The organism is Bauldia sp. (assembly GCF_965232525.1).
In the GTDB taxonomy this organism is placed as follows: domain Bacteria; phylum Pseudomonadota; class Alphaproteobacteria; order Rhizobiales; family Kaistiaceae; genus Bauldia.
The window spans coordinates 3,495,847-3,508,434 of record NZ_OZ246980.1; the positions used below are offsets into that span (position 1 = coordinate 3,495,847).

A 12,588-nucleotide genomic window follows, 5' to 3' on the forward strand; every position below is an offset into this window, starting at 1 on the left:
TCATCAACGTTGCCCGGCGTGTTGCACGCCGGGCAACCATCGTTGGAGCAAATCGGAGACGACAGGAGGGGAAGTCAACGCGCCCTAAGCACCGAGACGCAAACGGCCGCTACCGATAATCCGGGTTCGGGTGATCGAATCGGCAGCCGGCGTCCCACAGCTTGCGTTGGTTACCGTGCGCCGGGAACCCGCCGGCGTCGCGGAGCAGCCGCGCCATGTGCATCAGGTTCCAGGTCATGAACGTCGTGTTGCGCTGGGTGAAATCGCTCTCCGGCCCGCCGGAGCCCTCGTCGAGATAGGATGGTCCGGGCCCGATGGCGCCGATCCAGCCGCTATCGGCTTGAGGCGGAACTACATAACCGAGGTGCTGGAGCGAATAGAGGATCTCCATGGCGCAGTGCTTGACGCCATCCTCGTTGCCGGTAATCACGCAGCCGCCGGTCTTGCCGTAGTAGATCCACTGGCCCTTATCGTTGAGCTCGGCCGACATGGCATAGAGTCGCTCGATGACCAGCTTGCAGGTGGCCGAGTACTGGCCGAGCCAGATCGGCGAGCCGATCACCAGGATATCCGCGGCGAGTATCGTCGGCCACAGGTCGGGCCAGGCGTCCGTCTTGGCACCGTTCTCACGCATGTCGGGATAGACGCCAAAGGCGATGTCATGGTCAGCGGCACGGATCGAGGTGACCTCGATCCCGTTCTTGCGCATGATCTCCCTGGAGACCTCCATCAGCCCATCGGTGTTCGAAACGGCCGGCGACGGCTTCAGCGTGCAGTTGATGAACACCGCCTTGAGCCCGGTGAAATCGTACGGACTGTCGGCGCAGAGCTGTTCCTGCATCGCGTTGAGGGCCATCATGAACTCCCTGTTTTCTCGGTCGCGCCAGACCATAAGGCCTGAGACTTTGGTTGCAATTGCCCAATTTACACAGTGCCGTGACCGATCGGGCGGCGTGTACAGCCGCTTCGCTGTCTCGTTCAGTCGAGCGCCGGGTCCGGGCGCATGTTGACCGTCGATGGCATGACGGAGAACACGACGAAATTGACGAAGACGCCGATGACTAAACCGGCGACGCCGCCCGGAGCCTCAAGGAGATTGTCCCAAAACGTCCCGGCAAAAACGCCGGCGAGCGCACCGGCCAGAAACGCCGTCGTACCTTTCCGGTACCCATAGATCGTCGCGATCAGCGGAACGAGCACAACCGGAGCCCAATAGGTGTAGGCGTAGATGAGGATGTTCAAAATACCGTCGATGGTGACGGCGAAGATGATCGACATCAGGCCGACGACGAAGGTCACGACCCGTGCCAAAGTCAAAGATTCTCGCTGCGATACCGGACGGGCACGGAGCGGCTGGAGGACGTCATTGATGAATGCGATCGACGCCGAGTTGAGAAAAGAATCCGCCGAAGACATGACGATCGCGATGACCGCGGCAACCACCAGCCCCTGAAGGATCGGCGGCATCACCGTGACGATGACATGCGGCATCGCCAGGTTGGAATCGAGGTCAGGATCGATGGCTAGGGCGACCAGGCCGATCAGGCCAGTCACGGCGAAGAAGGGGATCGAGAAAAGCCCCGAAAGCATCGTCCCGCGCGCCGCCTGACGTGTATCCCGACCAGACAGAAGCCGTTGCACATAGGGCGGTACAAGCGTCTCCCCAAACAGGAACGTTAGGATCAGAGCGATCAGGCCGACCCAGCCGTAGTGGTGGCCGGGGATGGCGATGTGGTCGGCCGGAACGGCAGCGATCAGCGCATCAATGCCGCCGACATATTGCAGGCCGAAATAGAGGACCAACGGCATGCCGATGGCGAGCACAACGAACTGGATGACGTCGGTAGCCACCACGGCGCGCATGCCGCCGAAGGTCGTGTACAAGATGACGATGCCGCAGCCGATGGCAACGCCCCAGATCCGATCGATGCCGAAGAAGACATTGAAGACGATCCCCATGGCGCCGACCTGGGCGCCGACAATGCCGGTGCACAGAAACAGCCCGGCCAGACCCGTTACGATCCGCCCGACCTTTCCGTAGGCTTCGGCCATAATGTCGCCGACGGAGATGGCGTTGGGAAATCGCGCGAGCTTCGGCGCCACCAGCGTCGCTACCAGGATTTCCTTCAGGCTGAAGCCCCACAGCCCGACAATGCCGGCGATGCCGAACAGGAACACATTGGCAGAGTTACCTGTTGAGAAACCGCCACCAATGAACGACGCCGACATGGTGGCGAAGATAATCAAGGGCCCGAACGAGCGGCCCGCTACCGCGTAATCGGCAAGATTTGTCTGCCCGCGCGCGACCCAAAGGCCGACACCAACGATCACCAGCAGATAGATGGCGACAACAATGGTATCGATCATGAGGTTCGGTCGCGCCCGGGACGTCTGGTGCGGCTTTCAATACACAGGTTCGCCGTTGCCGCAAACTCGGGCCACGCCGGCAATACCGAGTCGCGCCGCGCCCTGGGGCATGGAATAAGGGCGCGAACGCCCCTACTCGGTGACCCAAGGCGATGATGACCACAGCCCAGATTTTCGTCGATGGCGATGCCTGTCCGGTCAAGGGCGAGACGCTGCGGGTGGCGTCCCGCTACGCCCTTCCGGTAACGATCGTCTCAAACGGTGGGCTTCGTCCCTCTCGCAATCCGATGGTCCGCCACGTCGTGGTGCCGTCCACGCCGGACGCCGCGGACGACTGGATCGCAGGCAATGTCTCGGCCAAAGATATCGTCGTCACTGCCGATATCCGGCTTGCGGCACGATGTATCGACTCGGGTGCGCTTGTTCTCGGCCCGGATGGCCGTCCCTTCACGCCCGACTCGATCGGCATGGCGGTCGCCATGCGCGATCTCAAGCAGCACCTGCGGGAAACCGGCGAGGATCGCGGCTTCAACCGGGCCTTCACGCCGAAGGACCGAGCACGATTTCTCGGTGAACTGGACCGGATGGTGCGGAGGGCGAAGGCGGGCTGATACCGCCCGCACAACAGCCTCCTCACAGCGGGATGTTGTCGTGCTTCTTCCAGGGGTTCTTTAGCACCTTGCCGCGCAGCAGCCGCAAGGCCCGGGCGACACGGCGACGGGTGGCATGCGGCATGATCACCTCGTCGATGTAACCGCGTTCCGCGGCGACGAACGGTGACATGAATCGCTCTTCGTATTCGCGGGTCCGCTCTGCGATCTTCTCCGGATCGTCGGCTTCCTTGCGATAGATGATCTCGACCGCACCCTTGGCGCCCATGACGGCAATCTCGGCGGTCGGCCAGGCGTAGTTGACGTCGCCGCGCAGGTGCTTCGACGCCATCACGTCATAGGCACCGCCATAGGCCTTGCGGGTGATGATCGTGACCTTCGGCACCGTCGCCTCGGCGTAGGCGAACAGCAACTTGGCGCCATGCTTGATCAGGCCGCCATATTCCTGGGCGGTCCCAGGAAGAAACCCGGGAACATCGACAAACGTCACGATCGGAATGTCGAAGCAGTCGCAGAAGCGGACAAAACGCGCCGCCTTTCGCGACGCGTCGGAATCGAGCACGCCGGCGAGCACCATCGGCTGGTTGGCGACGAAACCGACGGTCTGGCCCTCCATTCGGCCGAATCCCGTGACGATGTTGCGCGCGAAGGCTTCCTGAATCTCGAAGAAATCGCCTTCATCGGCGGTCTTCAGGATCAGTTCCTTGATGTCGTAGGGCTTGTTGGCGCTGTCCGGTATCAGGTTGTCGAGCGACGCTTCTTCGCGGCCGGGCGGATCGGCTGTTTCGATCTCAGGCGGCGCGACGCGATTGGACAACGGCAGAAAATCTATGAGCCGGCGCATCTCGGTCAGCACTTCGACATCGTTGTCGTAGGCGCCATCGGCGATCGCCGAGCGGGTGGTGTGCACGGATGCGCCGCCGAGTTCCTCCGGCGTCACCGTTTCATTGGTCACGGTTTTCACGACATCGGGTCCGGTCACGAACATGTAACTTCGTTCGCGGACCATGAAGATGAAATCGGTCATCGCCGGCGAATAGACATCGCCACCAGCGCATGGCCCCATGATCACCGAGATTTGCGGGATGACGCCTGAGGCCAGAACATTGCGTTGGAATACCTCGGCGTAGCCGCCAAGGGCCGCCACCCCTTCCTGGATGCGGGCGCCGCCTGCATCGTAAAGGCCAATGATCGGACAACCGTTCTTCAGCGCCATGTCCTGGATTTTCTGGATTTTCTCGGCATGCGCCTCCGACAACGAGCCGCCGAACACAGTGAAATCCTTAGCGAAGACGAACACCGGCCGGCCGTTCACCGTGCCCCAGCCGGTTACGACTCCGTCGCCAGCGATCCTCTTGTGGGCCATGCCGAAGTCGATAGCGCGATGCTCGACATACATGCCGTATTCTTCGAACGACCCTTCATCGAGCAACACCGTGATCCGCTCGCGCGCCGTGAGTTTGCCGGCCTTGTGTTGCGCAGCGATCCGCGCTTCGCCGCCGCCGGCGCGCGCTACAGCCCGCCTGGCTTCGAGTTCCTCGAGAATTTCCTTCATCGTGTCCACTCTTGCCCCTGCTTACATCGCTGAACTACCACAGACCGACGAGAGCCGCGAAAGGTGCCGTTGATGAGTCGAGCCGAAACCGACAACCATGCGTTCCCGGGAGCACGCGGCAGCATCCGTACGCTTTTGCGGCTCGAGGGCCTGGCGCTGCTTGTGGCGAGCGTTGTCGGTTACGCTCTCATCGGATCGTCATGGTGGCTGTTCGCGATTCTGTTCCTGGCGCCCGATCTCACCTTCGTGGCCTTTTCCTTTGGTCCGCGGGTGGGTGCCATCGCCTACGACGCCGCCCACACGACGATCGGTCCGGCGATTGCCATCGTGATCGGCCTCGTCGTCGGCGTCGACATCCTCGTCGCTGTCGGTTTGATCTGGACGGCGCATATCGGGATGGACCGGGCGATTGGATACGGTCTGCGTTATCCGGCGTCCTTTCAACACACGCATCTGGGACGGGTGGGCAAAACGCCGACCTGAAGGTCGATCGCCGGCCGCTTGATTCCGGCCAATTGGCTGACTAGTCATGGCGGCGCGGCACGCCAGTCGCGCTCTGGACCTCGACATGACGAAGGTTTGCATCACCATCTGCACGGCCGGGCGGCCACGGATGCTGGCCGATTGCCTGCATTCGGTGGCCGATCAGGAACCGCCCGAGGATTGCTCGGTCACGCTCGTCGTCATCGACAACAACCCGACTCCACAGGTCGGCGAGATCGTTCGTGACGCGACTGCGGATGCCCGCTTCCCGGTCGCCCTCGTCCACGAGGCAGAGCCGGGCATTCCGCACGCCCGCAACCGGGGCCTGATCGAGGCGCTGGCACGGGGAGCTGACTGGATCGTCTGCATTGACGACGACGAGATCGCCGATGCCGGTTGGCTCAAGAACCTGATCGCCGCCGGCGAAACGCATCAGGCCGATGTCGTTCAAGGCAAGCTAGTCAAGATTTATCCCGACCGACTGCCCCTGTTCGTCATGCCGACCAATTACCCAGACCGCAACGAAGGCCAGCCGCTCGATGTGGCCTACACCCACAACGTCGCCTTCCGCTCCTGGCTGGTGGCACCGGACCGGGGCAACCTTCGCTTCGACGAAGGACTTCGGTTCACCGGCGGCAGCGACTCACACTTCTTTCGTCGCGCCCGCAAGATCGGCGCGAAGATCGTCGCCACCGACAAATCGGTGGTCCGCGAGACCCAGGTTCCGGAGCGCCTCAGCCTCAAATGGCAGCTCCGCCGGGAGTATCGAGTCGGCGCCGGCATGGCGCGCTCGGAAACGACACTCGGCGTCCCGCGCCGCCAGCGACGTCGAAAACCCGGTCAGCTCGTCTTCAGGATCGTAAGGATGATCGTCACGATCATCCTGTCGCCGCTGATGCTGGTGTTTGGCTTCGAGCGCTTCGAGGCCACGGTCGCAGCGGCGATCCGTAAGCTCGCCGCTTCGCTCGGTGCGCTGTCGGCCCACCTCGGCCGCCTACCGACCCCCTATCGCAAGCTCGACGGCCACTAGCCGGCCCGCAACACGAGAGCCGCCGCCGCCATCTCCGGCCACCGAGCGGCACGGGTGGTGAGCGCAACGTCGTCCCGACCCCATCGGTTCATCTGCCAATCCTCGTCGACATGGGCGACGGTCCAGGCCTCGGAGGCTGTGAGCCGTCCACGGGCGACCGCGAGCGCGACAATCGCCGAGCCGGTCAGCGTTGTTGCGGTGTGAAGCGCCGTGAGGGCAAGTGCATCAAAGGGCGCCACAGCGTTCTCGACCGCCGCGAGCGCCGCAGCATCCTGAACCACATGAACGATGCCGCTTGTGGTCCCGAGATCGGCACCGAGGGTGCCGTGCGCCCAGGCGAGGATCGGGTCCCAGGCTTCCGCCTCCGCCGCGACAAGGTCGGTCGGCTCCTCGGCGCGATAGAGGAGAAGGTCGCTCCCCGCATGACGGATGATGTCGGCACGCACCGCGGCCATCTCGTCCACGACCCGATCAAGGGCGGTGTTGACGATCCGGGTGAGAGGCATCGTCGCCGGGTCAATAGTCTCGTGTTGCGAATCCCATTCCGCCCGCATCGCTTCGGCGACGCTTGCATCGGCGACAGCGACCAGGCGACGCCCGGGCGTACGGATTTCCCGTCCGTCGAGAAGAACGGCGTGCCCATCCTCCCGCTCGGCGATCTCGACCGACGTATAGAATCGGCGCGGGCGTTCCGGCTTGTCGGGCCTGGCCAGGATTTCGGGTTTCTCACGCATCACGTTGGCGATCGCCTGACGTCGGGGCACTCATGACGAATGCCATCGAACCGCTAGAGCTCCAGCATCGGGCTGGTCGCGGTCACCACCTCATACCAGTCCTGCCGGTCGAGCGGCTTGTTCACCGCCTCGATCGCGGCGGTGAGACGCTCGTGCTTGCCGGAGCCAATGATCGGGATGCCCTTTGCCGGATGCCGCGCGACAAACGCGATCGCCGCCTCGGCCGGGCCGGCCAGACCATTGCGCGCGGCAATCTCGGAGAGGACTGCGCGAACCTTGAACACATAAGGGTCGTCGCCGGTCATCAGACGCCCGCCGCCGATCGGCGACCAGATCATCGGGACATGCCCTTCGATCATCGCCGTATCGAAGACACCGTTGGCGATCGGGTCGAGATGGATCGGCGAGAACTCCACCTGATTGGTGACGATCGGCGCGTTCAGCTTGGAGGCCAGCAGGTGGTAGCGCGACGGCGAAAAGTTGGAGACGCCGACATAGCGGGTCTTGCCCTCGGCGATCAGCGCATCGAGGGTGCCGCCCGCCTCCGTGGGGTCCATCAGGTAGTCCGGCCGATGGAGGAGAATCACGTCGGCATAGTCGATGCCGAGCTTGTTCAGGGAACGATCCACCGAGCGCCGAATCTCCGCTTCGGTGAAGTCGAAATGGCGAATGCGGTTTTCGGTGCGATGCGGCGAGACCCGCTGGATGCCGCACTTGGTGACAATCTCGAAGCGATCGCGCAAGCCGGTCTGCCGCAGTGCATCGCCGAGAAATTCTTCGACGGTATAGGGGTGCGGTGAGCCGTAGGTATTGGCCGTATCAAGAGTCGTGATCCCTTGGTCGAGCAGGAAGCGGAGGAAGTCGGCGAGTTCTGCCGCCGAGGTAAATTGCTCCTCCGAGCGCATCGAGCCCCAGATCAAGCTGGAAAACTCCGGCCCGTTCTTGTGGAGCTTCACTCTCGAAAGCGATCCTGTGTTGTCAGCCATCGGCCCCCTCCCTGTCTCTGTCACCCAGCTCGGGATCGAACCCGAGCAGGCTCCAGCTTTGCTGCATATGTGGCGGTAGCGGCGCGGTTACGTCGAGCGTCCCGCCCGAAGGGTGGGGAACGACGATGCGCCGTGCGTGTAGGTGCAGCTTATTCTGCATGCCGCCGGGCAATTGCCAATCCTGGTTGTCGAAGTATTTCGGATCGCCGACGATCGGATGACCGATATGGGCGGCATGGGCGCGCAACTGGTGGGTCCGCCCGGTTACCGGCCGCATCGTCAGCCACGCCAGCTTCTGCCCGGCCTGATCGACAACCGAATAGAGCGACACGGCATGGCTCGCCTCGTCGGAGCCGTGCTTGGCGACCCGCATCCGCTCTCCCGCGGGTCCCTCCCCCTTGGCGAGCCAGGTGGAGATACGACCCTGATGTGGCTTCGGCACATCCTTGACCAGTGCCCAGTAGATTTTGCGGGTGGTGCGCCGACGAAACGCAGCGGCGAGCCTCTGGGCCGCTAGCCGCGTCCGGGCGACGACCAGAACGCCGGAGGTGTCGCGATCGAGCCGATGAACCAGCCGCGGCTTCTGGCCCTTTTGGTCGGTCAAAGCGGTGAGCATGCCGTCGATATGCCGGGTGACTCCGGAACCCCCCTGGACCGCCAGCCCCGCCGGCTTGTTGAAGACGAACACGTCATCGTCCTCGTAGAGAAGCATCGCACGGAGCGCATCAGCATCGCTGGTCGCACCGCCCTTCCGCGGCCGAAGGGCACCGACATCACGCTTCGTTTCACCGCCCCGGTCGTCCGACTCCGTGGCCGCGGCAAGCGGCGGCACCCGCACGGCCTGGCCGGGCGCGAGGCGCGTGCTGGTCTTCACCCGCCCGCCGTCGACGCGCACCTGTCCCGATCGGATCAGCTTCTGCAGTCGCCCAAACGACAAGCCAGGGAAATGCGTGCGGAACCATCGGTCAAGACGCATATCCGCTTCGTCGGCCGTGACGGTTCTGGTCTCGACTTGGTTCATGAATGGTGGTCCGGGGCAGTTCGATCACCGCACACATAGCATCGTGGCTATGGCGACACGAGCGGCAGCGGCTTGTCACGGCTGCTGGAGACGCGCGTCAACTCAGCGACCGGACGATCCAGAGTCCGAGGAACAAGCTCGCGAGGGACAGAAGAACACTGGCGAGTACATACGCTCCGGCCTGCCCGACCGCGCCGCGTTCCCACAGCAGGGCGACGTCAAGCGAAAACGCCGAGAACGTCGTGAAGCCGCCGAGAAAACCGGTGGCCAGCAGGAGCCGGGCGTGCTGTGTCCACCCTGCATCGGCACGAAACGCCAGCCATCCGGCGATCAGCCCCATCGCGAGCGAGCCGACCACATTGACGATCAGCGTTCCCCACGGGAACTCGATCCCGAGAGCCCGAGCTGCCGCGATGTTGACCCCGTGGCGCGCCGCCGCGCCGAGGCCGCCACCCGCGAACACCAGCAGCCAGACGCTCACGCCTGATCCGTGGTCGGCTGGGCGCGGAGCATGGCGACGTAGTTCTCCGGAAAGCGGTGGTGCAGGGCGCCGGCGATCATATGCGCCATATAGTCGGGCGACGGAAGACCGGGCTCGGGCGCCGGGTTTGCCCTATAGGTCACCGCTTCCAGCGCCCCCGTTTCCCCCTGTGTAACCGTCACCGTGGCGCGCAGGTACCGGGACTCGGACGGATGACGATCGGGATAGTGCCCTTCCCGCTTGTCCAATCCGGCGAAGTCCACGTCGGTCATGCGATAGAGCACGCCCCAGACCGTGTTGCCGGCCGCTGGCGCAACACTTGCCACGGCGCAGCCACGGACAGGAGAGCGCCGGGGAAAATGAAGCCGGTGATGGTCGAGAATTGCGACGCCAACGACCGGTGAATCCGGGCACCGTGCGGCCCACTGCACCGGATCGAGGTTCGAGCCATAGGCGAAGTAAATCAGCTCACTCTCCCCGCTCCCGCCTCAGCTTGGCCCAATAGTCGAGCCGTTTGCGCACATCGCGCTCGAAACCGCGATCCGGCGGATCGTAGAAGGTCTGGTGGCCCAATGCCGCCGGGAAGTAGTCCTGGCCGGAGAAGGCATCGGGTTCGTCGTGATCGTAGCGATAGCCGCTGCCGTAGCCTTCCGACTTCATCAGCTTGGTCGGCGCGTTGAGTATGATCTTGGGCGGCATCAATGACCCGCCTTCTTTGGCAACCCGCGTCGCGGACTTGAAGGCCGTGTAGACGGCGTTCGATTTCGGCGCGGTGGCGAGATAGACCGCCGCCTCGGCCAGCGCGAGTTCGCCCTCGGGCGAACCGAGATAGTCGTAGGCGTCCTTGGCGGCGAGCGCGATCACCAGCGCCTGCGGGTCGGCGAGACCGATGTCCTCCATCGCCATCCGCACCAGGCGCCGACCGATGTAGAGCGGCTGCTCGCCGGCATCGAGCATACGGGCGAGGTAGTAGAGGCTGGCGTCGGGATCGGACCCTCGCACCGACTTGTGCAGCGCCGAGATCAGGTTGTAGTGCCCATCTTGGCTTTTGTCGTAGAGCGGCGCGCGCTTCTGGATGACCGCCTGTAGGCCCTCCGGATCAAACGTCTCGTCGTCGGCGGCGGCCCGCCAGATCTCTTCAGCGAGCGTCAGCAGCGCACGTCCGTCGCGATCGGCCATGCCGATCAACATGGCGCGTGCATCGTCGTCGACCGGCAGGGGTTTTTCCTCGACGGCTTCCGCCCGCGACAGAAGGCTTTCAAGCGCCGCATCGTCCAGGGCGTTGAAGACGAGCACACGGGCGCGCGACAACAACGCAGCGTTCAGTTCAAACGAGGGATTCTCCGTCGTCGCCCCCACCAGGGTGACCGTGCCGTCCTCCATCACAGGCAGGAATGAATCCTGCTGGGCGCGGTTGAAGCGATGGATCTCATCGACGAAGAGCAGCGTCCCCTGCCCCGTTTCACGTTGCGCCCGCGCCGCCTCGAACACCTTCTTGAGGTCGGCAACGCCCGAAAAGACCGCGGAGACCTGCTCGAAAACGAGATCGGTTTCCGTCGCCAAAAGCCGTGCGACTGTCGTCTTGCCGGTCCCCGGCGGTCCCCAGAAAATCATCGAGCCCAGCGAGCCGGCGGCCAGCATCCGCGTTATGGCGCCACCGTCGCCGAGCAAATGGTCCTGGCCAACGACATCGGCCAACTGTTCCGGCCGCAAACGATCGGCCAACGGGCGCGGCGCCTCGTTCTGCAAACCGGCTGCCTGGAACAGCGTATCCGTCACTGCCGATTGCCCTCGTCTTTTGGCACCTGTTCAACGTGCCGAGCTTACACAACCGTCAGATACCCACCAATGTCTCTGGCCGGCAGTCGCTTCCGACTACGAACGAAACTGAGTCCGAATAACCTGACCGTCGCGCTCGATGGCGACATGCCAGAACCGCAGGCGTTCCGAACAGACCCTTTCCAGGGTCCGCGTCGTATCGATGCGGATGCCGTTCACCTCGAGCACCACATCGCCACGGGCCAGACCGGCGCGCTCGGCCGCGGTGCCGGCAACGATCCGGTGGATGATGACGCCGTCCGGATTGCCGCTATAGGCCAGTTCCTCCGCCACCGCCGGCGAAAGATTGAAGACCCGCGCTCCGGTCAGCGGCGAAACCCCAGCGATCTCTACTTCATCTCTCGGCGTCGTTTCCGGCGCCGCCGCCAGCTGAAGCGTCGCTACATAGTTCCTGCCGGCGCGGATCACGCCTATTCGGGCCGCACCGCCGATTCCCTTGGTGGCGAGCCGGTAGTTCAGGGACGACGGGTCGTCGATCGCGACATCATCAATCGTCGTGATCAAATCCCCCGTCGCCAACCCGGCGCGAGCGCCAGGGCTGTCGTCAAGAACGTTAACCACCAGCGCCCCGCGCGGCCGATCGAGGCCCAGCCCTTCGGCAATATCGGGAGTCACGTCCTGAAAGCGGACACCGACCCACGGAAGGCGAACGAACCCGCCGCTTTCCGCCGATCGAGCCACGACCTGAACCATATTCGAGGGAATCGCAAAACCGATGCCGTTGCTGCCGCCCGACCGCGAGAAGATAGCGGTGTTGATGCCGACCAGCCGGCCGTCCATGTCGATCAACGCGCCGCCAGAGTTGCCGGGATTGATCGCCGCATCGGTCTGGATGAAGAACTGATAATCGGAAATCCCGACTTCGGTGCGCGCCAACGCCGACACGATCCCACTGGTCACCGTCTGTCCGACACCGAAGGGATCGCCGATGGCCAACACCAGATCGCCGACTTCCACGCCGTCCGAGTCGGCGAATTTCAAGTATGGCAGTGTCGAGCCGTTAGTGTCCTTGATTCTGAGGACCGCGAGATCGGTCCGCTCGTCCTGGAGAATCACCTCGCAGTCGAATTCGCGCCGGTCCGCCAGTGTGACCTTGATCTCGCTGGCGTTCTCGATGACGTGATGATTGGTGACGATGATGCCTTGCGGATCGATGATCACCCCGGAGCCAAGCGACCGCTGTTCGCGCCGCTCGGGCGCGCCGAACCCGTGATCGCCGAAGAAGTGACGAAAGAATGGATCTTCGAAGAACGGAGAGCGGCGAACCATCCGTGACGCGTGAACGTTGACCACGGCGGGCGCGACTCGCTTGACGATCGGGGCGAACGAAAGCTTGATCTCCGCGGCGCTGTCCGGAACCTGCCGCTCCTGCGCCAGCGTGCCCCAGGAGACCCCGGCCGTTAGCACGCCCACTACCAATACCGCCGCCCCATGACGGATCAGTCGATGCATTGCTCAGTCCACTCCACCAAACGATACTG

General features: G+C 63.7%; 13 protein-coding genes. 3 read left to right on the forward strand and 10 right to left on the reverse strand.

Translation table 11 applies throughout. The annotated features are described in order from the left end of the window. Positions 1–109: 109 nt before the first annotated feature. Complete coding sequence (locus tag ACO076_RS16555) at positions 110–856, reverse strand: flavodoxin family protein (RefSeq protein ID WP_421723929.1); 747 nt, start codon at positions 854–856, stop codon at positions 110–112. Between the two features lie 122 nt (positions 857–978). Then, a complete protein-coding gene (locus ACO076_RS16560; protein WP_421723930.1) occupies positions 979–2,367 on the reverse strand; it encodes a sodium:solute symporter family protein in 1,389 nt (462 codons plus the stop codon). Positions 2,368–2,522: 155 nt separating this feature from the next. Between ACO076_RS16560 and ACO076_RS16565 the strand changes: the two genes are divergently transcribed. Further along, the gene (locus ACO076_RS16565) at positions 2,523–2,978 is read left to right on the forward strand and encodes a YaiI/YqxD family protein (RefSeq protein ID WP_421726757.1); all 456 of its coding nucleotides are present in this window, start codon (positions 2,523–2,525) and stop codon (positions 2,976–2,978) included. A 22-nt stretch (positions 2,979–3,000) separates the two neighbouring features. Here ACO076_RS16565 and ACO076_RS16570 read toward each other — a convergent pair whose 3' ends face one another. Continuing rightward, positions 3,001–4,533: an acyl-CoA carboxylase subunit beta gene (locus tag ACO076_RS16570; protein ID WP_421723931.1), complete on the reverse strand. Its 1,533-nt coding sequence runs from the start codon at positions 4,531–4,533 to the stop codon at positions 3,001–3,003. Positions 4,534–4,605: 72 nt separating this feature from the next. Here ACO076_RS16570 and ACO076_RS16575 point away from each other — a divergent pair, with 72 nt between their 5' ends. After that, positions 4,606–5,016, forward strand: coding sequence for a DUF4260 domain-containing protein (locus ACO076_RS16575; RefSeq protein WP_421723932.1), 411 nt, complete (start codon positions 4,606–4,608; stop codon positions 5,014–5,016). Positions 5,017–5,101: 85 nt separating this feature from the next. Beyond that, entirely contained in the window at positions 5,102–6,046 is a 945-nt protein-coding gene (locus tag ACO076_RS16580) for a glycosyltransferase family 2 protein (protein ID WP_421723933.1), read from the forward strand. Here the strand turns inward: ACO076_RS16580 and ACO076_RS16585 are convergent. The 7 genes from ACO076_RS16585 to ACO076_RS16615 form a co-directional block, all read right to left on the reverse strand. After that, a complete protein-coding gene (locus tag ACO076_RS16585; protein ID WP_421723934.1) occupies positions 6,043–6,780 on the reverse strand; it encodes an ATP12 family chaperone protein in 738 nt (245 codons plus the stop codon). The two genes, ACO076_RS16580 and ACO076_RS16585, sit on opposite strands and share 4 nt — an antisense overlap. A gap of 53 nt (positions 6,781–6,833) precedes the next feature. Then, positions 6,834–7,766, reverse strand: a complete 933-nt coding sequence (locus tag ACO076_RS16590; RefSeq protein WP_421723935.1) for an aldo/keto reductase — start codon at positions 7,764–7,766, stop codon at positions 6,834–6,836. Next, the gene (locus tag ACO076_RS16595) at positions 7,759–8,787 is read right to left on the reverse strand and encodes an RluA family pseudouridine synthase (protein WP_421723936.1); all 1,029 of its coding nucleotides are present in this window, start codon (positions 8,785–8,787) and stop codon (positions 7,759–7,761) included. Before ACO076_RS16595 ends, ACO076_RS16590 begins: the two co-directional genes overlap by 8 nt. Positions 8,788–8,884: 97 nt before the next feature. Continuing rightward, positions 8,885–9,268, reverse strand: a complete 384-nt coding sequence (gene crcB, locus ACO076_RS16600; RefSeq protein ID WP_421723937.1) for a fluoride efflux transporter CrcB — start codon at positions 9,266–9,268, stop codon at positions 8,885–8,887. After that, positions 9,265–9,735: a gamma-glutamylcyclotransferase family protein gene (locus ACO076_RS16605; RefSeq protein ID WP_421726758.1), complete on the reverse strand. Its 471-nt coding sequence runs from the start codon at positions 9,733–9,735 to the stop codon at positions 9,265–9,267. Before ACO076_RS16605 ends, crcB begins: the two co-directional genes overlap by 4 nt. A gap of 1 nt (position 9,736) precedes the next feature. Further along, a complete protein-coding gene (locus tag ACO076_RS16610) occupies positions 9,737–11,047 on the reverse strand; it encodes a replication-associated recombination protein A (protein WP_421723938.1) in 1,311 nt (436 codons plus the stop codon). Positions 11,048–11,143: 96 nt separating this feature from the next. Beyond that, positions 11,144–12,559 (reverse strand): DegQ family serine endoprotease, encoded by a 1,416-nt coding sequence (locus ACO076_RS16615; protein ID WP_421723939.1) that lies wholly within the window; start codon positions 12,557–12,559, stop codon positions 11,144–11,146. Between the last annotated feature and the right edge of the window lie 29 nt (positions 12,560–12,588).